Below are 25974 nucleotides of genomic sequence, written 5' to 3'. Positions count from 1 at the left end.
CAATTCACAAGTCGGTAACTGTCACGTTGCTCACAGGTAAGCTGAGCTGGGCAAACGGATGCAAAGAGGGACACGGGTGAAGACGCAGGAAGCGCGTTCAGGGCTGCGGGAACGCAAGAAGCAGCGCACCCGCGAGGCCCTGCTGCGCTCCGCGCTGGAACTCTTCACCACAAAGGGGTACGACCACACGACGGTTGACGAAATCGCGGAGGCCGTCGACGTCTCGCAGCGCACCTTCTTCCGGTACTTCACCAGCAAGGAGGAGACCGCGTTCGCGGTCCAGGACATGGTGGAGTCCCGCTTCATCGCCCTCCTGCGCGAACGCCCCGCGGCCGACAGCCCGTTCGAGGCCCTGCGTGGTGCCGTGCTCGACGCCTGGGACACCCTCGGTGAGCCCATCGAAGAGGTCGTTCCGGTCGAACTCCACATGCGCACCTACCAGATGATCGAATCCACCCCCTCCCTGATCGCTGTCCACCTGCGCCGTTCCACAGAGCTGGAGGAGGAGATCGCGCGCGTGATCGCCGAGCGCGAGGGCCTCGACGTGGAGACGGATCTGCGCCCCCGCGTGACAGTGGCCGCGTTCAGTGGCGTGATGCGCATGGCCGGGCGGCTGTGGGGCGCCGGTGAGGACATCAGCGTCGAGTCGATCCGCGAGGTCACGGAGTCCTATCTCGACCAGCTGGGGCCGGTGTTGGCGGGGAAGTGGCGCACAGAGTGACCGACTGTGCACTCCCGCGCGCCAAGGGCGCAATCGGCACCTACAGAGTGTGACGACACCACCTAAGCTAGGACCGTTTCGCCCTAATTGCCCCGCCGGAAACGTGATCTGCCTCACCGATTTCGCGGGTTGGTCCGCGGTTCTCCTAGGGTGTCCCGCAGTGACTTCCTTCGACTCATCCCCGCAACTCAGCGTCTGGCGCGCACTGCTCGCACTGGCCGTTGTGTTCGTCATGCTGGCGACCACCGGCTGGACCGCCGTGCGCCACAAGGGCGTCACCTCGCCGGTCAACGCCGCCATCACAGCGTGGGAACACGGCCACCTCAACGGGCGCGCTCTGCCGGACCCGGACGGCTCGCCCGCCCGCCTCGCGCAGTTCTTCGCCGCACTCACCAGCCAACAGCGCACCAGGCTCGTCGCCCACTACCCGCTCGCCGTCGGCAACATGAACGGCGCGCCGCTGGAGCTGCGCTACCGCGCCAACCGCATCGCCCTCGACCAGGCCCGCAAGGTGGCGCGGAGGAGCACGCACGACAACCGGCTCTCCGCTGCGGGACAGCGCGACGCCGGCCAGCGCATGAACCGGTACGCGTCGCTGATGCGCCCCGACCGCAAGATCCTCGCCTTCGATCCCCTGGGCACCGGCCGCGTCGCCGAGGTCTTCGGGGACCTCGACAAGGCCCAGCGCGTCTCGGTCGTGGTCCCCGGCGTCGACACCAACCTCCTCACGTTCCAGCGGACCGTCCGCAAGTACTCGGCGCCGGTCGGCATGGCCCGCTCCCTGTACCGCGCGGAGCGCGCCGCCGGACCCGGCACACGCACCGCCGTGATCGCCTGGGCCGACTACACGACGCCCGCGGGCCTCGGCGTGGACGCGGCCACCGCGATGCGCGCGAAGGAGGGCGCCACCCGGCTCAACGCCCTGGTACGCGCACTGCCGGGCCGCACTCCGGTGGCCCTGTACTGCCACAGCTACGGTTCCGTGGTGTGCGGTGTCGCCGCCCACAAGCTGCCCTCCCGGGTGAGCGACATAGCGGTGGCCGGCAGCCCCGGAATGCGCGCCGAGAAGGCCGCGAAACTGGGCACCCACGCGCGCGTGTGGGCGATGCGGGACAGCGACGACTGGATCCAGGACGTGCCGTACCTGGAGGTCGGCGGGATCGGTCACGGCGCCGACCCCGTCTCCCGTGGATTCGGCGCCCGGGTCCTGTCGGCAGCGGGCGCACGCGGGCACACCGGCTATTTCGAGCCGGGCACGGAGAGCCTCAGCAACTTCGCCGACATCGGCATCGGTTCGTACCGCACCCTGCGATGTGCGAGCGGGCATGACACCTGTCGTGACGGATCTTCCGGCACAACATCGGCCTGACGCGCGTAGAAATCGGTGAAACAGGGGCACGACGCAACAGGGGACGGAGGCGCGCGTGCCGCATACGATGAGCCGCATGGGTGACGTACTGGCCGGATTTCATGCCGCCTGGGAGTTCGGGTCCGACTCCGTGCTCATCCGCTTCGAACGGGGAATCCGCACGCCGAAGCTGCTCCAAGCACTCGGTGAGCGCCGCATCCCCTATGAGGCGATCGCGGCGGTGACACTCACTCCCGGCAAGCGCGGGACCGTCGTCCTGCGCGCCGTGCCGAGACCGGGCGCCGATCCGCTGATGGACGCGGCCGCGGGACAGCTCAAGGAGGGGTGCGACCCCTACCGGCTCGTCCTGCCCGCCGAGCGCGAGACACTCGCCGAGTACTACGCGGACGAACTGCGCGACGTGCTGGCCCTGGACGACGACGCACCGGCGGGCCGCTACCTGGTGGCGGCGCCCGAAGCGCCACTGCACTTCAAGGCCTACGACGGCAAGGCCTCTTTCGACGGTAAGTCCGTCGCGTTCCGATGGTTCTGGACCGGGGCGTCGTCGGCGAAGTGGAAGGCCGGCGACAAGAGCTTTCCCGTCTCGGATCTGAGCGGCGTCGAATGGCGTTCGCCCGAGGTCTTCGAGGGCCACCTGCGGCTGTTGCGCCGCGACACGTCCGAGCAGCCCGCTCAGGCCGACCAGGACCCGGCCGCCGTGATCTTCGGTCTCGGGTACGGGCCCGTGCACGAGTCGCTGCCCTTCGCCGCGTCCATCCTCGCGGCCGTAAGGGCCGGCTCGGCCGTGCCCGCGTCCGGCGCCTCCCCTGCCCGGCGTGACCCCGCGGACATCGCGGACCGCATCCGTCACCTGGGCGAGCTGCACCAGGCGGGCCTCGTCACGGACTCCGAGTTCTCCACGAAGAAAGCCGAGCTGCTGGCTGAGTTGTAGGGCGGCCGCGGGGTGCGAGCCCGGCCTGGGAGCGAGCGACCCCGGCATGGCGTGCCGCTCGGCTCCGGGTGCGGTCCTGGCGCACGTGACTTCGTCGAGGTTCGACGTCCGTCGGTCGGCCCCTCATGTCATACCTGGGTACGGGGTCCGGTGAGCTCCCCGGTATGACGGCACCGCGGGTGGTTGTTGCCTACGCTGAGCAGGCCATGAGCCCCACATCGACTGCACCCGACCAGGAGCCCCGCCCGCCGGACCGCAAGGCCGCACCGCCGGGGGGCCCGCGCCGCGTGCTCGCCGCCGTCCTCGGCGGGCTGCGGGCGGCCGGGGCCTCGCTCGCCGCTCCCGCCGGACCGGCCGAGCCTCTGCTCGGCCACTCGTCGAGCCGCTGGGTGCGGCTGGTCCCCTATGTGCTCGCGCTGGGCTTCGTCGCCACACTGATCCCGGTCACCACCCAGGTCCTGTCGAACGACTACGGGGTCCCCGGCGGTCTCGCCGGCGCCCTGGGGGTCGCACAGGCCGCTCCTCTGCTGCTCGCCGTCAGCCGGCCGCTGCTCGCGTGGGGCATTGTGATCGTCGCGGACATCGTCGGGGCGATTGTCATCCAGGGATCGGCCTCCCAGCACGCCGCGCCCTGGACCCCCATGGTCATCGTGGGATATCTGGCCCTGTGCTTCGTCCTGTCCCTGCGGGAGGGCAGACGCACGGTCCTGGGGGTCTGGCTGGTCACGGTGGTGTCCGGACTCGTCCTCGACCTGTTCCGCCCCTCGGACAGCCAGTCCACGAGCGTGCTGATGATCGTGCTGAGCGGTGGGGTGCTGCTGTTCGGGACGCTGCTGCGCGAGCGCGGGGAAGCACAGCGCAGACTCGTCGAGCAGGAGACGATCAACGAGGCCGAGCGTTCCCAGCGCACCCTCCTTGAGGAACGGGCGCGTATCGCACGGGAGTTGCACGACGTCGTGGCTCATCACATGTCGGTCATCACGGTGCAGGCGGACTCCGCGCCGTACCGGCTCCAGGGCCTGACCCCCGAGGCGTGCGAGGAGTTCGGTTCGATAGCGGCGGGCGCCAGGGAGTCGCTCGGTGAGATGCGGCGGCTTCTCGCGGTGCTGCGCAGCGAGGACGCCCCGGGCGGCGAGCGCGCGCCTCAGCCGGGTCTCGGCCGGCTTCAGCAACTGGTGGAGGCCACGGTACGGGGCGGTGTCCCGGCGGAGTTGTCGATGCCCGAGCTGACGCTCGTCGGGGAGCTGACCGATGTGCCGCCCGCGGTGGACCTCTCCGCGTACCGCATCGTGCAGGAGGCCCTGGCCAATGTCGTGCGGCACGCTCCCGGTGCCCGGACTCAGATCTCTGTCTCCAAGGACGAGGACGCCCTGCTGGTGATCGTGGTCAATGGCCCGGCGGGCGAGCACGCCTCACCCGTGGAGACGACCGGCACAGGACACGGTCTCATCGGGATGCACGAGCGCGTACGGTTGGTCGGCGGCACACTCGACGTGGGCCCACTGCCCGGGGGAGGCTTCCGCGTCGCGGCCCGACTCCCGCTGGCCGAGCCCGACTCCCCCTCGTCGTAAAGGAATTCGGCACCGCATGACCATCCGCGTGATCATCGTCGACGACCAGGCCATGGTGCGAGCGGGGTTCGCCGCGCTTCTGGCCGCGCAGAGCGACATCGACGTCGTGGGCGAGGCTCCGGACGGCAAGCAGGGTGTCGAGGTCAGCCGGACCACCCATCCGGATGTCGTCCTCATGGACGTGCGGATGCCCGAGATGGACGGGATCGCGGCGACCCGCGTGCTCCTCGACCCTCCACCGGGCGTGATCCACCGTCCCAAGGTCCTGATGCTGACCACGTTCGACGTGGATGACTATGTGTACGAGGCGCTGCGCGCGGGCGCTTCGGGTTTTCTCCTCAAGGACGCACCGCCGGCCGACCTCATCGCGGCGGTGCGAGTGGTGGCCGCCGGAGAGGCGCTGCTCGCCCCGACGGTCACGCGCCGGCTCATCGAGGACATCGCAAGGCAGCGCCCGTCCGGTCGCAGGGACCGCTCGCCGGAGTTGAACTGTCTGACGCCACGCGAGACAGAGGTCCTCGAACTCATCGCCCGGGGCCTGTCCAACCAGGAGATCGCGCAGAAGCTGGTCCTCGCGGAGCAGACCGTGAAGACCCATATCGGCCGGGTGCTCGCGAAGTTGGGGCTGCGGGACCGGGCGCAGGCCGTGATTTTCGCCTACGAGACCGGCCTCGTCACGCCCGGCGACCAGTAGGCCCAGGCTCGGTATCACGCGCCGCGCCCAGGTCAGCGCGGGTCTTCCCGGCGCACCCCCTACCTGAGTAGCACCTCCGAATACCCGGGTATCACCCGAGAGTTGGCTCCCCGGTGTGACGTGGAGCCGGGCGTCGTCTTCCTATCTTCCCCTCGTCACGCCACCGGACGGAGGGGAGACGGGCGATGCGCCTGCGCTCATGGAAGCAACGCGGCCGTAGGACACTGGTCGCCGCCGCGCTCACGACGACTGTCGTGGCGGGCACGACGGGCTGGGCCGTCGGCAGCGAGCAGAGCCCCCTCACGGGTCCGCCGCCCGGCGTGGCGTCCTGGCGTGCGGATCACGCCCTCGGCGTCGGGCTGCCCGATCCGTCGACCGCGAGGCCGGCCCAGGTGGCGGCGTTCTTCCGCGGGTTGGACGACGCCGAGCGGCAGGATCTGGTCGCGCGGCATCCGACCGTGGTCGGGAATCTGGACGGCGTTCCTGCGGATCTTCGCTACGAGGCCAACACCCGTGCGTTGAAAGCCGAGCGTGACCGGGCCCGGGCGCGTGCGGAGGACCCTTCGCTCACGTCCCAGGACCACGCGCAGGCTCGCTTCCTCGTCACCCGATACGCCGAACTCCTGAAGCCCGGGCGGCAGATACTCGCCTTCGACCCACGAGGCCGCGGCCAAGTGGCCGAGGTATTCGGGGACTTGGCGGGCGCCGAGCACGCGTCCGTCGTCGTGCCCGGCTCGGACATCGACCTGAGCTCGTTCGACCGGGCCAAGGATCCGTACGGCACCCCGGCGGGGATGGCCCGCTCGCTGTACGCGGCGTCGGGCGGCCGCACGGCGGTCGTGGCGTGGGTGGGATACACGACGCCTGTCGGCCTGGGGCCGGACGCCGCCACCGGCCGGCTCGCCGAGGCGGGTGCGCCGAGACTGACCCGCTTCGTCCAGGGCCTGACGGCGTCGGGCGCGCCGCTTCCCTCCGTCTTCTGCCACAGCTACGGATCGGTGGTGTGCGGACTCTCCGCCGCCCGACTGCCCGCGTCCGACCTCGTGGTGCTCGGCTCCCCGGGCCTGCGCGCGGACAAGGTGGCCGAACTGCGCACCAAGGCCCGGGTCTGGGCCGCGCGGGACGACAGCGACTGGATCGGCCGCGTGCCGAACGTCGAGTTGTTCGGCCTGGGCCACGGCACCGACCCGACCGACCCCTCCTTCGGCGCCCGCCGCATCCCGGCCCACGACGCCGAGGGCCACACCGGCTACTTCGCGCCCGGCACGGACTCGCTGCGCGCTTTCACCCGTATCGCGACTGGAGCGACGTCATGAGTATCGCGACTCTGCGCAGGACCGCGTCCGCCATCGACGCGAAGACACCGGCCCACCGGGACCGGGCGATAGACGGACTGCGCGCACTCGCGCTGCTCGCCGTACCCATGGGCCACTGGCTCCTTGGCGGCTTCTCCCTCGACGGCCAGGGCGCGCTGCACAACACGAGCCCGCTGTCCTCCTTCGGATTCCTCGCCCCGATCAGCTGGGTGCTGCAGATGCTCGGCATCTTCTTCCTGGTGGGGGGCTACGCATCCGTTCTGTCGTACCGGCGGACACTGGAGGCGGGCGGGTCGATGAGCGTCTGGCTGCGCGGCCGGCTGGCACGTCTGGGACGCCCGGTCCTCGGGGTGACGGCGGTATGCGCTGCGCTGATCCCCGCGTTGTACGCGCTCGGGGTGCCGGAGAAGACCCTGCACACCGGCTCGACGCTGGTGATACAGCCGCTGTGGTTCGTGGGCGTCTACACGGTGATCACCGCGCTCACGCCGTACTGCGTACGCGCCGCCCGGAAACTGGGGGCGTGGGCGGCGGCACCGCTGCTCGGGTCCGTAGCCGTGATCGACTTCCTGCGCTACGGGCCGCATGCGGATGCCATGCCGTCCTGGCTGAGCCTGCTCAACCTGCTCCCCGGCTGGATGTTCGCCTACCAACTGGGCGTCTGCTGGGGCGAGAAGAGGATCGGAAGGCGTGGTGCGTGGGCGCTGCTGATCGGCGGCGCCGCCCTGTTCGCGACGCTGCTCCTCGCGTTCCACTACCCGGAGTCGATGGTGGGCGTGCCGGGCGAGGTGCGGACGAACTCCCATCCGCCGTCGTTGCTGGTGCTCGCGCTTGCGGCCGCGCAGAGCGGTGCGGCGATGCTCCTGCGGGACCGGATCGGCCGGCTGCTGCGGCGGCCCGCGCTGTGGGCTCCGGTCGTCGTCATCAACCTCTCGGCGATGACGATCCTTTGCTGGCACCAGACGGCGCTGCTGGCAGCGGCGATACCGGGTTCCTTCGCCGGTGCGATACCCGGGCTGACGACGAGTCCGGACTCGCTGGGCTGGATAGCGGCGAGGGTCGCGTGGCTTCCGGTCTTCGCCGGGCTGCTCGCGCTGATCGGCAGGTACACGCGCGGCTTCGAGGCTCCCTGGAAGCGGTCGACGCATGCGCGGCGGGCGCTGGCCGGGCTGCTGGCCGCGGGGTTCGCGGTGTTCGCGCTGGGGCTCACGTGAGGTGCCGGCCGACCGCCACCGGGGGCAGGAGATGCCCACGGCGGCGGACCGGGCGGGTGGCACCGGGGTGTTACTCGCGCCCCGCCGAGGTGAAGGTCATGTCGGCGTAGCGGTCACCCGCGACCTGGGAGGCGATGGGGGCGATCAGGGCGAGTTCGGCGTCGGTGAGGGTGATGCGGGTGGCCGCGGCGTTCTCCTCGATGCGGCTGCGCTTACGGGTGCCGGGGATCGGGACGACGGGGAGTCCGAAGGCCCCCGACTGCTGCTGCACCCAGGCCAGGGCGATCTGGCCGAGGGAGGCGCCATGGGCCTCGGCGACCTGGCGCACCGGCTCGAGCAGGGCCGCGTTGGCAGCGGCGTTGTCGCCGGTGAAACGGGGCTGCTGGCGGCGGAAGTCGTCCGCGCCGAGCTCCTTGTCGGCGCTGACGAAGGAGCCGGTGAGGAAGCCGCGCCCGAGCGGCGAGTACGGCACGAGGGCCACACCCAGTTCGGCGGCGGTCGGCACGACCTCCTTCTCGATGTCGCGGCTGAACAGCGACCACTCGGACTGGAGGGCGGCGATCGGGTGCACGGCCTGGGCGGCGCGCAGTTCGCCGCCGGTGACCTCGCTGAGGCCGAGGTGCTTGACCTTGCCGGCGGCGACGAGTTCGGCCATCACGCCGACGGTCTCCTCGATCGGCACGTTCACGTCGCGGCGGTGCATGTAGTAGACGTCGATCGTGTCGACGCCGAGACGCTGGAGGCTGGCGTCGATGCAGGCGCGGATGTACTCGGGATCGTTGTTGATGACGCGCTTCGTGGGGTCGCTCGGGTCCACGCCCAGGGCGAATTTGGTGGCCAGCACCACCTCGTCACGGTGCGCCTTGAGGAAGGGAGCAAGGAACTTCTCGTTCTCGCCGGCGGCATAGGCGTCGGCGGTGTCGTACAAGGTGACGCCGAGTTCCAGGCCCCGCTCCAGGGTGGCCCGCGCCTCGTCGGCGTCCGTCGGACCGTAGGCCCAGCTCATGCCCATGCAGCCGAGGCCCTGCACGCCCACCATGGGCCCGTTGTTTCCCAACTCCACAGTGGAAATCCGCTGCGGCTGCTCCGTGCTGCTCATTCGGTTCAGGCCCTCTCCGACGCCCGCCGGGCGCCCGCATAGAAGTCAATCTTGAGGTCGAGTACGGACAAGGTGTCCTGGAGTTCGGCGATCCGGGACAGCACGTCCCTGCGCGTCGATTCGAGGAGTTCGCGGCGCTCCTCGAAGGTGTCCTCACCGACCCGCACGAGTTCGGCGTAGCGCACCATGTGTGCCACGGGCATCCCGGTCAGCCGCAGCTTGCCCACGAAGGTGAGCCAGTCGAGGTCCCGGTTGCTGTAGCGGCGCTGGCCCGTGTGCGAGCGGTCGATGTGGGGCATGAGCCCGATCCGCTCGTACCAGCGCAGCGTGTGGGCGGTCAGTCCGGTGAAGGCCACGACCTCGCTGATCGTGTAGTGGTCCTGGCCCTCCGGGCGCGGGTGAGCGGTGGGGGCCGATGCGCAGACGTCGGCCTTGCTGGGTGCGGGGGTGGTCTCCATCACCGTCATGCCCCCACGCTAGAACGTTGAAGTGCACTCCAAGCAAGCACATTGGGGAGGAATTCCGGACGGCGTCCGTCGATGCGACTTGGCCCGCGCGACGGCCCGGCCCAGCTCGTGGGCGTAGGAGGGTGTCCTCGCGGAGCCCGTTAGGCTCGTGGCCATGCAGAGCCTTGCGATGATCGAGAACTGGCCGGTACCGACCGCCGCCGCAGCCGTCGTCCGCGCGGACGGCACGGTCCTCGGGGCGCACGGCCCGACGGCCCACCGTTTCCCGCTGGCCTCGGTCACCAAGCCGCTCGCCGCCTACGCCGCCCTCGTCGCCTACGAAGAGGGCGCGATCGAGTTCGACGACCAGGCCGGCCCCGAGGGTTCCACGGTGCGCCACCTCCTCGCGCACACCTCCGGGCTCGCCTTCGACGAGCACCGGGCGACGTCGGCGCCGGGTACACGGCGGCTGTACTCGAATGCGGGGTTCGAGGTGCTCGGCGACCACATCGCGAAGGCGACGGAGATCCCGTTCGCGGAGTATCTGCACCAGGCGGTATGCGAGCCGCTCGGGATGACCTCGACCTCGCTGGAGGGCTCGCCCGCCAAGGACGGGGTGTCGACCGTGGACGACCTGGCGCGGTTCGCCGCCGAGGTGCAGGCTCCCCGGCTGCTCGATCCGCGGACCGTCGCCGAGGCGATGACCGTTCAGTATCCGGGCCTCAAGGGCGTGCTGCCGGGGTACGGGCACCAGAACCCGAACGACTGGGGGCTCGGGTTCGAGATCAGGGACTCCAAGTCGCCGCACTGGACGGGGAGTTCGTCGTCGCCGCGGACGTTCGGGCACTTCGGGCAGTCGGGCACCTTCCTGTGGGTCGACCCCGAGGCCGGTGTCGCGTGTGTGGCGCTGACCGATCGGGCCTTCGGGCCGTGGGCGGCCGAGGTGTGGCCCCCCTTCACGGACGCGGTGCTCGCCGAGGTGTGAGGGGTCGGTCTCGAGCGGTCACGTGTGAGGGGCGCGCGGCCGTTCGCAAGGGAGGCCTCAGCGGGCGGCCATCTCCCACAGCAGCAGTTCCGCCGGTCCTGACGCCACGGCTTCGAGGTCGGGTTCCCCGGCAATCCTGACCGAGTCGCCTGCGCCCAACTCCTCACCGCCGAGCACCACTTCGCCGCGGACGACATGAACGTACACCTGGGCCGCGTCCGGGACGGCGGCGCGCTCCCCCGGTCCGAGGCGGCGCACATGCAGGAGGGAGCCGGCCTCGGGCACGTCGTAGGGCGTGGAGTCGGCGATGCCGTGCACGACCTCGTAGACCGGGTCGCCGCCCGGTTCCACAGGAGCGAGCCACATCTGGACGAAGACGAGCGGGTCGGGGCCGTCATTGCGCTCGACATGACGCACTCCGCCGCCCGCGCTGAGGCGCTGCACATCGCCCGGGGCGACCACGGACTCGTGCCCCGTCGAATCGCGGTGGGTGAGCCGGCCCGAGACGACCCAGGTGACGATCTCGGCGTGGCTGTGCGGATGCTCGTCGAAACCCGCGCCCGGCGCGAGCCGTTCCTCGTTGCAGGCCAGGATCGATCCGAAGCGCAGGTTGTCGGGGTCGTAGTGGGGCCCGAAGGAGAAGGCGTGGAACGACTCGATTCCGGCGTCCGGCTCGCCGCCGGGGTACCGGTCGCCGGAGCGACGTACTTCCATCACGCCGTACACGGTAGCCCCGGACGCGGACGTCCACGTGGCCACCTTGCACCCTCCACTCCGCTGAGCCGTCCCGATAAGGCAGTCTTGTCCCCGTGCCCGAACCCTCAGCGAACGAAGCCCCCGACCATCGCGACCGCCGTGCGAACCCCCACCCGCACTCCGCGACCCTGAAGCGCCTGGAGAAGTCGTCCGGGAGCCTCGCCGCGCAGGCCATTACGCGCATGGACGAGACGCTGCCGTGGTACCGGGCGATGCCACCGGAGAACCGCTCCTGGATCGGGCTGGTCGCGCAGGCAGGTATCGCGGCCTTCACCGAGTGGTTCCGGCACCCGGACGCCCCCCAGGCGATCTCGACCGACGTCTTCGGCACCGCGCCTCGCGAGCTGACCCGGGCCATCACGCTGCGCCAGACCGTGGAGATGGTCCGCACGACCATCGAGGTCATGGAGTCCGCGATCGACGAGGTCGCGGCGCCCGGCGACGAGTCGATCCTGCGTGAGGCACTGCTCGTCTACGCACGGGAGATCGCCTTCGCGACCGCCCAGGTCTACGCTCAGGCGGCCGAGGCGCGCGGTGCGTGGGACGCCCGACTCGAGTCCCTGGTGGTCAACGCGGTTCTCTCGGGCGAGGCCGACGAGGGTGCCGTCAGCAGGGCCGCGGCGCTCGGGTGGAACTCGCCGGAGCACGTGTGCGTGGTGCTCGGCACCGCCCCCGACGGGGACAGCGAGCTGACCGTCGAGGCGATCCGCCGGGCCGCCCGGCACGCCAAGCTCCAGGTCCTGACCGGGGTGCTCGGCGACCGCCTCGTCGTCATCGCAGGCGGCAACAACAATCCACTCCAGGTCGCGAAGTCGCTGATCGGCCCGTATGCGGCGGGTCCCGTGGTGGCCGGCCCCGTGGTCCCCGACCTGCTCGCCGCGACCAGGTCGGCGCAGGCCGCGGCCGCCGGACTCAAGGCGTGCGGGGCGTGGCAGGACGCTCCGCGCCCCGTTCTGGCGGATGATCTCCTTCCGGAGCGGGCGATCGCGAGCGACCCTGCCGCGCGCGAGCAGTTGGTGGAGGAGATCTACAGACCACTCGAGGAGGCCGGTTCGGCTCTCCTGGAGACGCTCAGCGTCTATCTGGAACAGGCGAGCAGTCTCGAAGGGGCGGCCCGGATGCTCTTCGTCCACCCGAACACCGTCCGCTACCGGCTCCGACGTGTGACAGACGTCACCGGCTGGTCACCCTCCGATGTCAGGTCGGCGTTCACGCTGCGGATCGCGCTGATCCTGGGGCGCCTGGCCGACGCGGATCCTCAGTCATAGCCTTTTGTCGGGGGCCTACAATTCCCCCTTCGGTTCTTCGTCCCTGTCCCCACGGGCGGCCGTGGCCGTCCACAAGAGAGAGTGTGAGAGTGCTCGTACTCGTCGCTCCCGGCCAAGGCGCTCAGACGCCCGGCTTCCTGACTCCCTGGCTAGACCTCCCCGGTGCCGCAGACCGCGTCGCCGCGTGGTCGGACGCCATCGGGCTCGACCTTGCCCACTACGGCACGCAGGCCGACGCGGACGCGATCCGTGACACGGCCGTCGCTCAGCCTCTGCTCGTCGCGGCCGGACTCCTGTCGGCCGCGGCACTCGGCGACATCGCTCCTGACGCCGTCGCGGGCCACAGCGTCGGCGAGATCACCGCGGCGGCCTTCGCCGGGGTTCTCGACGACACCGCCGCCCTCCAGCTCGTGCGCAAGCGCGGCCTGGCCATGGCCGAGGCGGCCGCCGTGACCAAGACCGGTATGTCCGCCCTGCTCGGCGGCGACCCGGAGGTCACCACCGCGCACCTGGAGAAGCTGGGCCTGACCCCGGCGAATGTGAACGGCGCGGGCCAGATCGTGGCCGCGGGCACCCTCGAGGAGCTCGCCGCGCTCGAGGCCGACAAGCCCGAGGGCGTACGCCGGGTCGTGCCGCTGACGGTGGCCGGCGCGTTCCACACCCGCCACATGGCTCCCGCGGTGGCGACGCTGGAAGAGGCCGCTCAGGCCCTCACCCCGGCCGACCCCACGGTCGCGTACGTGTCGAACAAGGACGGCCGGACGGTCGCCACCGGTGCCGAGGTCGTCTCGCGTCTGGTCGGCCAGGTGGCCAACCCGGTGCGCTGGGACCTGTGCATGGAGACCTTCAAGGAGCTCGGCGTGACCGCGCTCGTCGAGGTGTGCCCGGGCGGCACCCTCACCGGTCTCGCCAAGCGCGCCCTGCCGGGCGTGCAGACCCTCGCTCTCAAGACCCCCGACGACCTCGACGCAGCCCGCGCCCTGATCGCCGAGCACACCTCCGCCGCGGCGGACACGCAGACGGCCTGACAAGGAGCCCCGAGAGCATGTCGAAGATCAAGCCCAGTCAGGGCGCCCCGTACGCGCGCATCATGGGCGTCGGCGGTTACCGGCCGACGCGGGTCGTGCCGAACGAGGTGATCCTCGAGACGATCGACTCGTCCGACGAGTGGATCCGCTCCCGTTCGGGCATCGCGACGCGCCACTGGGCCTCCGACTCGGAGACCGTGGCCGCGATGTCGATCGAGGCCTCCGGCAAGGCCATCGCGGACGCCGGGATCAGCGCGGAGCGGATCGGCGCCGTGGTCGTGTCGACCGTGTCGCACTTCAAGCAGACCCCGGCCATCGCGACCGAGATCGCGGACAAGCTCGGCACCGCCAAGGCGGCCGCGTTCGACATCTCCGCCGGGTGCGCGGGCTTCGGCTACGGCCTGACCCTCGCCAAGGGCATGATCGTCGAGGGCAGCGCCGAGTACGTGCTGGTGATCGGCGTGGAGCGGCTGAGCGACCTGACCGACCTGGAGGACCGCGCGACGGCCTTCCTGTTCGGTGACGGCGCGGGCGCCGTCGTCGTGGGCCCCTCGCAGGAGCCGCACATCGGTCCCACCGTCTGGGGTTCCGAGGGCGACAAGTCCGAGACGATCAAGCAGACCGTGCCGTGGGACGAGTTCCGCGTCGGCGATGTGTCGAAGCTGCCGCTCGACAGCAAGGGCGACATCAAGTTCCCTGCGATCACGCAGGAGGGCCAGGCGGTGTTCCGCTGGGCCGTGTTCGAGATGGCGAAGGTTGCCCAGCAGGCGCTGGACGCGGCCGGGATCAGCGCGGACGACCTGGACGTCTTCATTCCGCACCAGGCAAACATGCGGATCATCGACTCGATGGTGAAGACTCTGAAACTGCCGGAGCATGTCACGGTCGCCCGTGACATCGAGACCACCGGCAACACCTCGGCCGCCTCGATTCCGCTCGCGATGGAGCGGCTTCTGGCGACCGGGAAGGCGAAGAGCGGCGACACCGCCCTCGTCATCGGCTTCGGGGCGGGTCTCGTCTACGCCGCCACGGTCGTTACCCTCCCCTAGGCAGACCGTCCCGGATCACTCCGGGCACAAACGCCGCCACACCCTCTGGATACGTAAGAAGGAGCGCCAACATGGCCGCCACTCAGGAAGAGATCGTCGCCGGTCTCGCGGAGATCGTGAACGAGATCGCCGGCATCCCGGTCGAGGACGTCCAGCTGGACAAGTCCTTCACCGACGACCTGGACGTCGACTCGCTGTCCATGGTCGAGGTCGTCGTCGCCGCCGAAGAGCGCTTCGACGTCAAGATCCCGGACGACGACGTCAAGAACCTCAAGACCGTCGGTGACGCCACCGACTACATCGTCAAGCACCAGGCCTGATCAACCGCTCGCCTAGTGCTGCCGCTCCGCCACCCGGCGGTGGCGCCGCTGAATCCCTCGCATCCGTTGGAGAAAGAATTCCTGTGAGCCCGACCAATCGCACCGTGGTCGTCACCGGTATCGGCGCAACCACACCGCTGGGTGGCGACGCGACGTCCACCTGGGAGGGTCTGGTCGCCGGTCGTTCCGGTGTCCGTCCCCTCGAACAGGAGTGGGCCGCCGACCAGGCGGTCCGCATCGCGGCGCAGATCGCCGTGGAACCGAGCGAGGTCATCCCGCGCCCGCAGGCCCGCCGCCTGGACCGCTCGGCGCAGTTCGCGCTGATCGCGGCCAAGGAGGCCTGGGCCGACGCCGGTTACACCGACAAGGCCGGTGAGGACCCCGCTGTCGCCCCCGACCGGCTCGGCGCGGTCATCGCCTCCGGCATCGGCGGCGTGACGACGCTCCTCGACCAGTACGACGTGCTGAAGGAGAAGGGCGTACGCCGCGTCTCCCCGCACACCGTCCCGATGCTCATGCCGAACGGCCCGTCGGCCAACGTGGGCCTGGCCGTGAACGCCCGCGCGGGTGTGCACACCCCGGTCTCCGCCTGCGCGTCCGGCGCCGAGGCCATCGGCTACGCGATCGAGATGATCCGCACGGGCCGTGCGGACGTCGTGGTCGCCGGTGGCACCGAGGCGGCCATCCACCCGCTGCCCATCGCCGCCTTCGGCAACATGATGGCGATGTCCAAGAACAACGACGACCCGCAGGGCGCCTCGCGTCCCTACGACGTCGGCCGGGACGGCTTCGTCCTCGGTGAGGGCGCCGGTGTCCTGATCCTCGAGTCCGCCGAGCACGCCGCCAAGCGCGGTGCCCGCGTCTACGCGGAGGCGGTCGGCCAGGGCATCTCCGCCGACAGCCACGACATCGTCCAGCCGGAGCCGGGCGGCCGCGGCATCTCGCAGGCCCTGCAGAACCTGCTCGACAACACCGACCTGGACCCGGCCGAGATCGTGCACGTGAACGCGCACGCGACCTCGACGCCGGCCGGTGACGTGGCCGAGCTCAAGGCGCTGCGCAAGGTCTTCGGCGACGACACCGACCACATGGCGGTCTCCGCCACCAAGTCGATGACGGGCCACCTCCTCGGCGGCGCCGGCGGTATCGAGTCGGTCGCGTCGGTGCTCGCCCTGTACCACCGGGTGGCTCCGCCGACGATCAACGTCGAGAACCTCGACCCGGAGGCGGAGGCTGCCGCCGACATCGTCCGCGGTGAGGCCCGCAAGCTGCCCGTCGAGGGCCGCATCGCCGCGCTGAACGACTCGTTCGGCTTCGGCGGACACAACGTCGTGCTGGCGTTCCGCTCGGTCTGACCCCCGCGTACACGTACGTAGCCGAAGGGGCCCCCACCGTGATGGTGGGGGCCCCTTCGGCAACTGCGAAGCACCACCGCTCAGAACGCCTGCAGAAAGCCTGCGGAACGCCTCACACCACCTGGTGCAGCCACCGCACCGGGGCGCCCTCGCCCGCGTAGCGGAAGGGTTCCAGTTCGTCGTCCCAGGGCTTGCCGAGGAGCTTGGCGAGTTCGGCTTCCAGGTCCGTCTCACCGCCCTTCGAACGGGCGAGCGCGGCGCGCAGCCGGTCCTCGGGGATGAGGATGTCGCCGTGGATTCCGGTGACGGCGTGGAAGATGCCCAGTTCGGGCGTGGCGCTGTAGCGCTCGCCCTCGGCCGTCGCGCAGGGTTCCGCGGTCACCTCGAAGCGGAGGAGCTGCCAGCCGCGCAGCGCGGACGCCAGTTTGGAGGCGGTGCCCGCCTCACCGCGCCAGGAGAACTCGGATCTCCAGGTGCCCGGCGCCGCCGGCTGCCGGATCCAGTCGAGGTTGATACGCGCGCCGAGCACGCCCGCGACTGCCCATTCGACGTGCGGGCACAGCGCGCGCGGTGCGGAGTGCACGTACAGGACTCCACGTGTCGTCACCGGGACCTCCAGTGTGGGACGAGGTTCGCCTTCTCCGGCGGCCTCGCGCCCGTGCCGAGCAGTTTTCCCCAAAGACCAGTTGAACCCGGGGAACCAGGAAAAAAGGGACAGATGTGACGTGATGTAATTTAGCGGAAGCTGTCTTGCGGGGCTTCACTGGGTCGGCCGACCGTCCTGTCGCTGCCGTGACAGCAGTGGCCGGGCCGCCACGGGGCGAGGCTACCGTGTGGCGGCGCAAGGAGTGTGACGTACCGTCGGTCCCGGCGCCCTGGAGGGCCGACGTTTCACCCGCGGGGACTCAACCGCGGCGGCGTGCGCGGCGTCACGTTCGACAACAGAGGCGTCGGCGGCGGCCAGAACCGGTGAGAGAGGACAACGGGATGCGGATCCGAAGCCACCGGTCGGCTGCCGTCCGGGCCGCCGTCGCCGGTGCGACGGCGGTTCTGCTCGGTGCCGCGGGCCTCGCCGCATGCGACGCGATCGGCGACAACTCCCCAGGACCGGAGGGCAGTACGGCCGGTACGAAGCCGTCCCCGAAGCCCACCCCCAGGTGGGACACGAGCCCGCGCTCCGTTGCCGCCGTGGGCGACTCCATCACGCGGGGCTTCGACGCCTGCTCGGTCCTCACGGACTGCCCGGAGGTGTCGTGGGCGACCGGTTCCGACACCGGGGTGCGCAGCCTCGCGGTCCGGCTCCTGGGGAAGGACCGGGCGGCCACGCACAGTTGGAATTTCGCGCGCACCGGTGCACGGATGGCTGACCTTCCCGCGCAGATGGAGCAGGCGGCCGCGGTGTCACCGGGCCTTGTGACGGTGATGGCGGGGGCCAACGACGCCTGCCGGCCGACGCCCGCCACGATGACGCCGGTCGACACGTTCCGCGCCGACTTCGAGGAAGCGATGCACACGCTGCGGCGCGAGGTGCCCAAGGCTCAGGTGTATGTGTCGAGCGTGCCGGACCTCAAGCGCCTGTGGTCGGCGGGCCGGACGAATCCGCTGGGCAAGCAGGTGTGGAAGCTCGGCATCTGCTCGTCGATGCTGGCCGACCCGGACGACCTCGCGGCAGCGGCGACGCAGCGCCGGGCCTCGGTGCAGGACCGGGTGGTGGCGTACAACGAGGTGCTCGCGGACGTGTGCGCGAAGGACCGGCGGTGCCGGTACGACGGCGGGGCGGTCTTCGCCTACCGGTTCGACGGGAAGCAGCTGAGCCACTGGGACTGGTTCCACCCCAGCAAGGACGGCCAGTCGCGGCTCGCGGCGATGGCGTACCGACGGGTGACGGCCAAGGAGCCGATCACCTGAGCCGGGGGCTCCCCGGCGTAAGGTCTCGATCATGCGCAGCGAACTCTTCGGCACGCTCCCCGACGGCACGCCCGTCCACCGCTGGACTCTCGAACGCGGCGGGGTGCGGGTGCGCGTCCTGACGTACGGCGGGATCGTGCAGTCGGCGGAGGTTCCCGACCGGGGCGGTGCCACGGCGGACGTGGCGCTCGGTTTTCCCTCGCTGGACGGGTATCTCGCCCATCCGGGGCCGTTCCTGGGCGCGCTGGTCGGCCGGTACGCGAACCGGATCGCGGGCGGCCGCTTCCCGCTCGACGGCCGGACCTACCACCTGGCGCAGAACAACGGGACGAACGCACTGCACGGCGGCGAGCGCGGCTTCGACAAGCGCGTGTGGGACGCGGACCCGCTGGAGCACGGTGTACGACTGCACCGGGTGAGCCCGCACGGCGAGGAGGGCTTCCCGGGGCGCATGGAGGTCTCGGCGACGTACACGCTCGACGAGAGCGGGGCGCTGCGGATCGTGTACGAGGCGGTGACCGACGCGCCGACCGTCGTGAACCTGACGAACCACTCGTACTGGAATCTGGGCGGCGCGGGCTCCGGTGACGCGGCGGGCGGGCACGAGGTGCGCATCGCGGCCTCGCGGTTCACCGCGGCGGACGGGGATCTGATCCCGACCGGTGAGTTCACCGAGGTGGCGGGGACGGCCTTCGACTTCCGGGAGCCGCGGAAGCCGGGGCTCGGCCACGACCGCAACTACGTGCTCGACAAGGGGGTCACCGAGGCGCCCGCGGAGGTCGCCGAGCTGCACGACCCGGCGTCGGGGCGGACGCTGACCGTCGCGACGACCGAGCCGGGGCTCCAGCTGTACACGGGCGACCACTTCGACGAGACGCTGCCGTTCGCGCCCGGCGCCGGGATCGCCCTGGAGACCCAGCACTTCCCGGACTCCCCCAACCGGCCCCGGTTCCCGTCGACGCAACTGAGGCCGGGGCAGGTGTTCCGTTCGGAGACGGTGTACGGGTTCGGCACCCGCGCCTGAACCCCCGGAACCGGAACCCGTACCACCAACACCCCCCCGGCCCCAGGCCCGCCCCCGGACCCGGACCCGGACCCGGCCCCGCACCCTGCGAATCCGCTCAGACTGCGATCCGCGTGCTCACGCGCCGGTCCATGACCGAGCGGCCCGCTTCCACCTCGTACGCGCCCGCCTGGTGCGCCCACGCGTTGGCGCTCTCGTCCCAGATCTCGTAGGCGCGGCGCGGCAGCGGGACGGTGACCTCGACGCTCTCGCCGGGTGCCGCCTCGGCTCCCGCGAAGCCGGCCAGCCAGCGGGCCGGGCGGGCGGGGTCGGCCTGCTCGGGCGCCAGATAGACCTGGACCACCTCGCGACCGGACCGCTCACCGGAGTTGCGCACCCGGACCACGGCCGTCGCGCCCGCGTCCCGCACCTCGATCGACTCGTACGTCCAGTCGGTGTAGCCGAGGCCGTGGCCGAAGGCGTACGACGGGGTGGCGCCCGACCTCTCCCAGGCGCGGTAGCCGATGAACACGCCCTCGGTGTAGGCCAGCCGGCCGTCGGTGGGGGTGACCTCGGTGACGGGTGCGTCCTCGAACGCGCCCCAGGTGGTGGGCAGCCGGCCGCCGGGCTCCTCGGCTCCGGTGAGCACGTCGGCGAGGGCGTCGCCGCCCTCCTGGCCGGGGAACCAGCTCAGGAGCACGGCCGCGACGTCCTCGCGCCACGGGAGTTCCACCGGGGAGCCGGAGTTCACGACCACGACGGTGTTCGGGTTGGCGGCGGCAACGGCGCGGACGAGGTCGTCCTGACGGCCCGGCAGGCGCAGGTCCTTGCGGTCGAAGCCCTCGGACTCGACACGCTCGGTGGTGGCCACCACGACGACCGCGGTGTCGGCGGCGCGCGCGGCCTCGACGGCCTCGGCGATCAGCTCGTCGGGGTCGCGCTGCGGCTCGCGGTGCACCAGCGAGAACGCGATGGCCTGGAGCGGGGCGCCCTCGGGCTTGAAGACGACGTAGCGCAGGGATACGTCGACGGGCTCGCCGGCGACGAGGTCGACGTCTCCGCGGCCGACGGGGCTGCCGAAGAACGCCGCGAACGGGTCGGCGGCGGAGGCGAGCGGCTGCTCCCCGTCGAAGACGGTCTGTCCGGCGACGGTGAGGGTGAAGCCGCCGATGCCCTGGGTGCCGAAGGTGTGCGGCCCGGAGGCGCGCGGGGTGAAGGTGCCGGTGATCTCGACGGTGTGCAGGGTGTCGTGGGTGACGCCGTCGGGCAGGTCGGCGCCGATCCACTGAATACGGCCGCCGGGCACGGAAGCGGTGCCGATGACGTCGCCGGAGGCGTCCAGGCAGTGGGCGCGCAGCTCGAACCCGGCGCCCGCGGGGGCGAGTTCCTCGTTCGGGTCGGCGCCGACGGCGTACGTGAGCGTGCCCTCGGGGAGCGCGGCGGTCAGCCCGTCGAGCGGGGAGACGACATGGGCGGGGAAGACAGTGGCGGAGCCTCCGCCGAGGACCCGGGCGTCGCGTGCGGCGGCGCCGATGAGGGCGACGCTGCCGCCTGGACGAAGGGGAAGCGCACCGGAGTTGCGTACGAGGACGAAGGCGCGGCGGGCGATCTCGCGGGCGAGCGCCTCGCCGTCGATCTCTTCCGGGGCCTCGGTGACCACAGGCTCGGCGCCTTCGAGGATGCCGACGCGGGCGGCGAGGCGCAGCACGTTGCGCACGGCCTCGTCGACGGTGGGCTCCTCGACCTCACCGGCGCGGACTGCGGCGGCGAGCGCAGGGCCGTAGACCGTGCGCGGGCCGGGCATCGCGACGTCGAGGCCGCCCTCGATGTCGCCGGTGGTGGAGCGGGCGGCCATCCAGTCGGAGACGTTGAAGCCGTCGAAGCCCCATTCGCCGCGCAGCACCTCGTTCACGAGGTAGCGGTGTTCGGTCATCGTCGTGCCGTTGACCCTGTTGTAGGCGGTCATGATGCCCCAGGGGTGGGCGTTCTCGACGATGGCCTCGAAGGGGGCGAGGTACAGCTCACGCAGGGCGCGGGCGGAGACGGTGTTGTCGACGGTGAAGCGGTCGGTCTCGGCGTCGTTGCCGACGAAGTGCTTGACGGTGGTGCCGACGCCGCCGGACTGCACGCCGCGCACGTACCCGGTGCCGATCGCGCCGGTCAGGTACGGGTCCTCGCTGTACGCCTCGAAGTGCCGGCCGCCCAGCGGCGAGCGGTGCAGGTTGACGGTCGGGGCGAGCAGCAAGTGGACGCCCTTGCGGCGGGCCTCCTGGGCGAGCAACCGACCTGCTTTGCAGGCGAGTTCGGGGTCCCAGGTGGCGGCGAGCGCCGTCGGTGACGGAAGGGCGATCGAGGGGTCGTCGGCGGTCCAGCGGATGCCGCGGACACCGATCGGGCCGTCCGACATCACCAGCGAACCGAGGCCGATGCCGGGGACAGCGGGCAGGGACCACATGTCCTGCCCGGCGAGGAGATTCGCCTTTGCGTCGAGGTCGAGCTTGCCGAGCGCTGCCTCGATGACAGCCTCGCGTGCCTGGTCCTGCTGGGTCTCCGCCACGGCGGCGCCTCCTCGTTGAAGTCCGGCCCTTGGCCGCCATCCTGCACCCGTTACCTGTAGATCGGTAGGTTTCGTTATGTCGCCGTTATGAACGATGTCGTACGGTGACGGCATGGGTACGAGAACCGCCAGGAGCGAGGAACGGCGCGCGGAGATCCTCCGTGCCGCCCTGGAGGTGATCGCCGAGCGCGGATACCGCGGCGCCACGCTTGGGGCGGTGGCCGAGCGCGTCGGGCTGACGCAGCAGGGGCTGCTGCACTACTTCCGCACCAAGGAGGCCCTGCTCGTCGCGGTCCTGGAGGAGCGCGACCAGTGGGACGCGGTGCCGGACGGCCGGTGGCGGCTCGACCTGCTGGCCTCGCTGGTCGAGTACAACGCGATGCGGCCCGGCATCGTGCAGACGTTCTCCGCACTGCTCGGCGAGAGCGTCACGGAGGACCACCCGGCGCGGCCCTACTTCACCGAGCGGTACGGGAGCGTGCGGGAGAGCATGGCCGCGGTGCTGCGCACCGAATACGGGGAGCGGCTGCCCGGCGGCCTCACGCCCGAGCGGGCGGCGCCGCTGCTCGTGGCGGTGATGGACGGGCTGCAGTACCAGTGGCTGCTGGACCCCGATTCGGTGGATATGCCGGGCGCGTTCCGCGACTTCCTGGCGCTCATCGAGGGCGGCGAAGGCGACGCGGGGGACGCGGGCCCCGGGTGAACTCCCGTGTGTGCGGCGGCTACTGGCGCCAGACGACCGCGAGCGTCTTGCTCACCCCGCACACCAGGACGTAGGCGACGGCCCAGCCGACGGCCCCGGCCAGCAGGAGCGCGGCCGCGCCCGCCCCGAACCACACCAGCTCGAAGGCGACCCGGCCCGCGCCCCGCGTTTTGTACGACGCCTTCTGGGACCCGAACAGCGCCCACAAAGTGATCATCACGGCGATGACCCCGAGGCCGAGCAGCCAGGCGAGCGGGGCCGAGACGTCGCGGGTGAACCCCCAGCGCCCGACGGCCCCGAGGGCGGCCAGTTCTATCAGGAAGAGCACACCCAGGTTCGCCGTCTTCATGGGCGCAGTATGGCCCGGCCTACCGCTCGCGGATACGGGTCACGGCCCGCGCGATGTCCTCGTGGACGAGGGACGGGTCCGCCGCGGCCTGCTTGAAGTGTCCCAACACGGCTTCCATGGCAGGGAGTTCGGTGGTCTCGGTGGCCAGGGCGATGTCCTTGACGGCGAGGTCCGAGCCGAAGTGCACGCCCTGCGCGAAGGCGCGGGCGACGGCTCCGCCGAGGGGGCCCGCGGCGAGGGCGCCCTTCGCGACGTCCTCGGGCAGGCCGAGCGCGTCCGCAAGCGCCATGGCCTCGGCGACCAGGCCGACGCCGCCGATGACCGCGGTGTTGACGACGAGCTTGAGAGCGGCGCCGGAGCCGGGCGCGCCGGTGCGGGTGACCGTGCCGAGGTGGGCGAGCACGCCTTCGATCCGGTCCGCGTCGCCGCCCGCGAGGATGCCGAGTTCGCCCGCCTCGGCCTTGTCGGTGCTGCCCATGACCGGTGCGTCGACGAGGGTCACCCCGTCACCGAGCCGCGCCGCCAGCTGCCGTACGGCGTCGGGGCCGATGGTCGACATCTCCGCCCAGTACGTGCCGGGCCGCAGTTCGGGCGCGATGGCGTCGGCGACCTCGGACACGGCGTCCGGGGTGGCGAGCATCGTGATGACCACGTCGGCGTCGCGCACGGCGTCGGCGGGGGTGCCGGCGAGGACCGCGCCCCGTTCGACGAGCGGGGCGGCTTTCGCCGGGGTGCGGTTCCAGACGGTCAGCGGGTGTCCGGCGTCGAGGAGATGGCGGGCCATGGGCGCGCCCATGTGACCGAGGCCGAGGAAGGCGATCTTTTCCATGCCCCGACGCTAGCGCGTCCCGCCCGGATCGGACCGGGCTCTTGGGGTCAGTGCGTGGCCGGGTCGCCGGTGGGGTGCGGGGCGGGCTCGGGCGCCGGTTCCGGGGTCGTCTCGCCGAGCAGGTCGCGGGCCATCAGGGTCGCGCCCGCCACCGCTCCCGGCATCAGGAACACCGCGACGACCGGCACCAGGAACGCGACGGCGAGCGGCGTGCCGAAGCCCCAGGCGAGGCCCTTGCGGGAGCGCAACAGGGCGAGGCGCTCGCGCAGTTCGACGCTGCGGCGCTGGAGCGCGACCGCGGCGAGTTCCTCCGTGAGGAAGAAGCCGGTGACGAAGAAGCCGAGCACCGGGACGACGGTCTGGCCGACGAACGGGACGAACCCGAGGGCGAAGAGCAGGACGCCCCAGAGCGCGGCGCGCACCAGGACCCGCAGGCTGTCGCGGGCGGAGATCCACAGTTCGCGCCAGAGCGGGAGGCCCGACTCGGGGGCGTGGCCACCCTCGGCGAGGTCGACCTTCTCCGACAGGGACTCGTAGAAGGGCTGGCCGATCAGGAGGGTGACGGCGGTGAAGGCGAGGACGGCGAGCAGCAGGACGAGGGCGAAGAGCACGGCCGTCAGGAAGCCGCGGAACAGGCCGGCCCACGGGGACGTCCAGTCGTCGGCGAAGGGGGTCGCCCAGGTGACGAAGTCGTCGCCCCACAGGGCCAGGCAGACCAGCGCGGCCGCGTACAGGACCAGGGTGATCAGGCCGGGCAGGAGCCCCATGCCGAACTGTTTGCCGTGCTGGGAGACCCAGCGCTGGCCCTTCATCAAGTAGCCGAAGCCCGCCCCGAGATCACGCATGGGCACCACCCTATGGGACCGGCCCGCACCCCTTGCGCGGGGTACGGGCCGGGGCCGGGTCGCGCCGCTCAGACGGAGAGCGTGACCGTGATGTTGCCGCGGGTGGCCTTGGAGTACGGGCACACCTGGTGGGCCTTCTCGACCAGGGACTTGGCGGTGGCCTCGTCCACGTTCGGGATCTTGGCGGCGATCTCGACGATGAGGCCGAAGCCCTCGTCGTTCTTGCCGATGCCCACGTGCGCGGTGACGGTCGAGCCGGAGATGTCGGCGTTCTCCTGGCGGGCGACCACGGCGAGCGCGCCCTGGAAGCAGGCGCTGTAGCCGGCGGCGAACAGCTGCTCCGGGTTGGTGCCGGCGCCGCTGCCGCCCTGCTCCTTGGGCGGGTTCACGACGACGTCGAGCTTGCCGTCGTCCGTGGAGACGCGGCCGTCACGGCCGTTCTCCGCGGTGGCCACGGCGGTGTAGACGACGTCCGACTGCTGGATGGGCATCCCGTACTCCCTCATTCGATCCGGTAGGCGGAAAGAGATTACCGAATCCCGGAAGGAACGAGCGTGACCGGGGTCACTCCCCCAGCTTGACGATCATCTTTCCGATGTTGTCACCGCGCAGAACCCCGAGGAACGCCTCCAGGTTGTTCTCGATGCCCTCGACGACGGTCTCGCGGTACTTGAGCTCACCGGAGCGGATCCAGGCGCCGACCTGCTGCACGAACTGCGGCTGGAGGTCGTAGTGGTCGCCGACGAGGAAGCCCTCGATCCGGCCGCGGGTCTGGATCAGGCGGGACAGGTTGCGCGGACCGGGGGCGGCCTCGGTGTCGTTGTAGACGGAGATCGCGCCGCAGATCGCGATGCGCCCGTCGCGGTTGAGCCGGCCGATCGCCGCTTCGAGGTGGTCGCCGCCGACGTTGTCGAAGTAGACGTCGATGCCGTCGGGGGCCGCCTCCTTGAGCTGCTCGAATACGGAGCCGTCCTTGTAGTTGAAGGCGGCGTCGAAGCCGTACTCCTCGACGAGGAGCTTGACCTTCTCGGCCGAGCCCGCCGAGCCGACGACGCGGCCCGCGCCGAGGAGCCTGGCGATCTGGCCGACCTGGCTGCCGACGGCACCGGCCGCGCCGGAGACGAAGACCGTGTCGCCCTCCTTGAAGGACAGGGTGCGCAGGAGACCCGCGTACGCCGTCAGGCCCGTCATGCCGAGGACACCGAGGTACGTCGACAGGGGCGCGGCCTCCGGGTCGACCTTCACGGCCTGCTTGGCGTCGAAGGTGGCGTACTCGCGCCAGCCGTTGAAGTGCAGGACGTGGTCACCGACGGCCACACCCTCGTCGTTCGAGGCGACGACCACGCCGACCGCGCCGCCCTGCATCGCCTTGCCGAGCTCGTACGGGGCGACGTACGACTTGGCGGCGCTCATGCGGCCGCGCATGTACGGGTCCACGGACACGTACAGGTTCTTGACGAGCACCTGGCCGGGGCCGGGCTGGGCGATCTCCACCTCGCTGAGCTGGAAGTCCTCGGGCTTGGGCCAGCCGACCGGGCGGCTGGTCAGCTGCCACTCGCGGCTCGTGGCGGGGATCTGAGGGGTGTCGACAGACATGGCGGGTGCCTCCTGATTGCTTCACTTACTGAAACAACCATGCTCCTCGATATTTCATAGTG

General features: G+C 71.1%; 26 protein-coding genes. 16 read left to right on the top strand and 10 right to left on the bottom strand.

All coding sequences use genetic code 11. The features are described 5' to 3' along the window. The first annotated feature begins 76 nt into the window (after nt 1–76). From CG723_RS04585 to CG723_RS04555, 7 genes are all read left to right on the top strand, one after another. Entirely contained in the window at nt 77–721 is a 645-nt protein-coding gene (locus CG723_RS04585) for a TetR family transcriptional regulator (RefSeq protein ID WP_234374144.1), read from the top strand. 160 nt (nt 722–881) lie between these two features. Then, on the top strand, nt 882–2090 hold the full coding sequence (locus CG723_RS04580) for an alpha/beta hydrolase family protein (RefSeq protein WP_100591933.1): 1209 nt from the start codon (nt 882–884) through the stop codon (nt 2088–2090). A 76-nt stretch (nt 2091–2166) separates the two neighbouring features. Further along, nucleotides 2167–3021 (top strand): DUF4429 domain-containing protein, encoded by an 855-nt coding sequence (locus CG723_RS04575; protein WP_199841657.1) that lies wholly within the window; start codon nt 2167–2169, stop codon nt 3019–3021. A 206-nt stretch (nt 3022–3227) separates the two neighbouring features. Continuing rightward, nucleotides 3228–4592: a sensor histidine kinase gene (locus CG723_RS04570; RefSeq protein WP_199841656.1), complete on the top strand. Its 1365-nt coding sequence runs from the start codon at nt 3228–3230 to the stop codon at nt 4590–4592. A gap of 16 nt (nt 4593–4608) precedes the next feature. Then, complete coding sequence (locus tag CG723_RS04565; protein WP_100591930.1) at nt 4609–5286, top strand: response regulator; 678 nt, start codon at nt 4609–4611, stop codon at nt 5284–5286. Between the two features lie 185 nt (nt 5287–5471). Then, nucleotides 5472–6602 (top strand): alpha/beta hydrolase, encoded by a 1131-nt coding sequence (locus CG723_RS04560; RefSeq protein WP_100591929.1) that lies wholly within the window; start codon nt 5472–5474, stop codon nt 6600–6602. Beyond that, nucleotides 6599–7816, top strand: coding sequence for an acyltransferase family protein (locus CG723_RS04555; RefSeq protein ID WP_100591928.1), 1218 nt, complete (start codon nt 6599–6601; stop codon nt 7814–7816). The genes CG723_RS04560 and CG723_RS04555 overlap by 4 nt, the downstream gene beginning before the upstream one ends. 70 nt (nt 7817–7886) lie before the next feature. Here CG723_RS04555 and CG723_RS04550 read toward each other — a convergent pair whose 3' ends face one another. Then, a complete protein-coding gene (locus tag CG723_RS04550; RefSeq protein ID WP_100591927.1) occupies nt 7887–8915 on the bottom strand; it encodes an aldo/keto reductase in 1029 nt (342 codons plus the stop codon). A 5-nt stretch (nt 8916–8920) separates the two neighbouring features. Next, nucleotides 8921–9382: a MerR family transcriptional regulator gene (locus CG723_RS04545; protein ID WP_100591926.1), complete on the bottom strand. Its 462-nt coding sequence runs from the start codon at nt 9380–9382 to the stop codon at nt 8921–8923. 148 nt (nt 9383–9530) lie between these two features. Between CG723_RS04545 and CG723_RS04540 the strand changes: the two genes are divergently transcribed. Then, nucleotides 9531–10346, top strand: a complete 816-nt coding sequence (locus CG723_RS04540; protein WP_100591925.1) for a serine hydrolase domain-containing protein — start codon at nt 9531–9533, stop codon at nt 10344–10346. Nucleotides 10347–10403: 57 nt separating this feature from the next. Here the strand turns inward: CG723_RS04540 and CG723_RS04535 are convergent, their stop codons facing one another. Further along, complete coding sequence (locus tag CG723_RS04535; RefSeq protein ID WP_199841686.1) at nt 10404–11060, bottom strand: pirin family protein; 657 nt, start codon at nt 11058–11060, stop codon at nt 10404–10406. Between the two features lie 95 nt (nt 11061–11155). On the opposite strand from CG723_RS04535, the gene CG723_RS04530 reads away from it, so the two are divergent. The 5 genes from CG723_RS04530 to CG723_RS04510 all read left to right on the top strand — a co-directional run bounded on the left by CG723_RS04530 (nt 11156) and on the right by CG723_RS04510 (nt 16122). Further along, on the top strand, nt 11156–12370 hold the full coding sequence (locus tag CG723_RS04530; RefSeq protein WP_100591924.1) for a PucR family transcriptional regulator: 1215 nt from the start codon (nt 11156–11158) through the stop codon (nt 12368–12370). A gap of 89 nt (nt 12371–12459) precedes the next feature. Beyond that, complete coding sequence (locus CG723_RS04525) at nt 12460–13398, top strand: ACP S-malonyltransferase (protein ID WP_100591923.1); 939 nt, start codon at nt 12460–12462, stop codon at nt 13396–13398. 17 nt (nt 13399–13415) lie between these two features. Then, nucleotides 13416–14447 (top strand): ketoacyl-ACP synthase III, encoded by a 1032-nt coding sequence (locus CG723_RS04520; RefSeq protein ID WP_100591922.1) that lies wholly within the window; start codon nt 13416–13418, stop codon nt 14445–14447. Between the two features lie 71 nt (nt 14448–14518). Next, nucleotides 14519–14767 carry an acyl carrier protein gene (locus tag CG723_RS04515; RefSeq protein WP_100591921.1) on the top strand — a complete coding sequence of 83 codons (249 nt, stop codon included), beginning with the start codon at nt 14519–14521 and terminating at the stop codon, nt 14765–14767. An 83-nt stretch (nt 14768–14850) separates the two neighbouring features. Then, the gene (locus CG723_RS04510; RefSeq protein ID WP_100591920.1) at nt 14851–16122 is read left to right on the top strand and encodes a beta-ketoacyl-[acyl-carrier-protein] synthase family protein; all 1272 of its coding nucleotides are present in this window, start codon (nt 14851–14853) and stop codon (nt 16120–16122) included. A gap of 112 nt (nt 16123–16234) precedes the next feature. Here the strand turns inward: CG723_RS04510 and CG723_RS04505 are convergent, their stop codons facing one another. Further along, the gene (locus CG723_RS04505) at nt 16235–16729 is read right to left on the bottom strand and encodes a DUF3145 domain-containing protein (protein WP_100591919.1); all 495 of its coding nucleotides are present in this window, start codon (nt 16727–16729) and stop codon (nt 16235–16237) included. Between the two features lie 380 nt (nt 16730–17109). On the opposite strand from CG723_RS04505, the gene CG723_RS04500 reads away from it, so the two are divergent. Beyond that, nucleotides 17110–18030: an SGNH/GDSL hydrolase family protein gene (locus CG723_RS04500; RefSeq protein ID WP_100591918.1), complete on the top strand. Its 921-nt coding sequence runs from the start codon at nt 17110–17112 to the stop codon at nt 18028–18030. A 31-nt stretch (nt 18031–18061) separates the two neighbouring features. After that, nucleotides 18062–19054 carry an aldose epimerase family protein gene (locus CG723_RS04495; RefSeq protein WP_100591917.1) on the top strand — a complete coding sequence of 331 codons (993 nt, stop codon included), beginning with the start codon at nt 18062–18064 and terminating at the stop codon, nt 19052–19054. A gap of 97 nt (nt 19055–19151) precedes the next feature. Here the strand turns inward: CG723_RS04495 and CG723_RS04490 are convergent, their stop codons facing one another. Next, complete coding sequence (locus CG723_RS04490; RefSeq protein ID WP_234374143.1) at nt 19152–21590, bottom strand: glycoside hydrolase family 3 protein; 2439 nt, start codon at nt 21588–21590, stop codon at nt 19152–19154. Between the two features lie 94 nt (nt 21591–21684). Here CG723_RS04490 and CG723_RS04485 point away from each other — a divergent pair, with 94 nt between their 5' ends. Further along, a complete protein-coding gene (locus CG723_RS04485; protein WP_100591915.1) occupies nt 21685–22293 on the top strand; it encodes a TetR/AcrR family transcriptional regulator in 609 nt (202 codons plus the stop codon). Nucleotides 22294–22312: 19 nt separating this feature from the next. Here CG723_RS04485 and CG723_RS04480 read toward each other — a convergent pair whose 3' ends face one another. The 5 genes from CG723_RS04480 to CG723_RS04460 form a co-directional block, all read right to left on the bottom strand. Beyond that, a complete protein-coding gene (locus tag CG723_RS04480) occupies nt 22313–22642 on the bottom strand; it encodes a YrdB family protein (protein ID WP_100591914.1) in 330 nt (109 codons plus the stop codon). Nucleotides 22643–22661: 19 nt separating this feature from the next. After that, nucleotides 22662–23471, bottom strand: a complete 810-nt coding sequence (locus CG723_RS04475; protein ID WP_100591913.1) for an NAD(P)-dependent oxidoreductase — start codon at nt 23469–23471, stop codon at nt 22662–22664. 47 nt (nt 23472–23518) lie between these two features. Continuing rightward, the gene (locus CG723_RS04470) at nt 23519–24316 is read right to left on the bottom strand and encodes an EI24 domain-containing protein (RefSeq protein ID WP_100591912.1); all 798 of its coding nucleotides are present in this window, start codon (nt 24314–24316) and stop codon (nt 23519–23521) included. A gap of 68 nt (nt 24317–24384) precedes the next feature. Then, nucleotides 24385–24807 carry an organic hydroperoxide resistance protein gene (locus tag CG723_RS04465; protein WP_100591911.1) on the bottom strand — a complete coding sequence of 141 codons (423 nt, stop codon included), beginning with the start codon at nt 24805–24807 and terminating at the stop codon, nt 24385–24387. Between the two features lie 73 nt (nt 24808–24880). Then, a complete protein-coding gene (locus CG723_RS04460) occupies nt 24881–25912 on the bottom strand; it encodes an NADP-dependent oxidoreductase (RefSeq protein ID WP_100591910.1) in 1032 nt (343 codons plus the stop codon). Nucleotides 25913–25974: the final 62 nt, after the last annotated feature.

It is taken from the genome of Streptomyces sp. CB01635, assembly GCF_002803065.1.
GTDB lineage: Bacteria > Actinomycetota > Actinomycetes > Streptomycetales > Streptomycetaceae > Streptomyces.
Note: the sequence above shows the minus strand (reverse complement) of the source record. Positions and strands in the feature narration are given on the sequence as shown.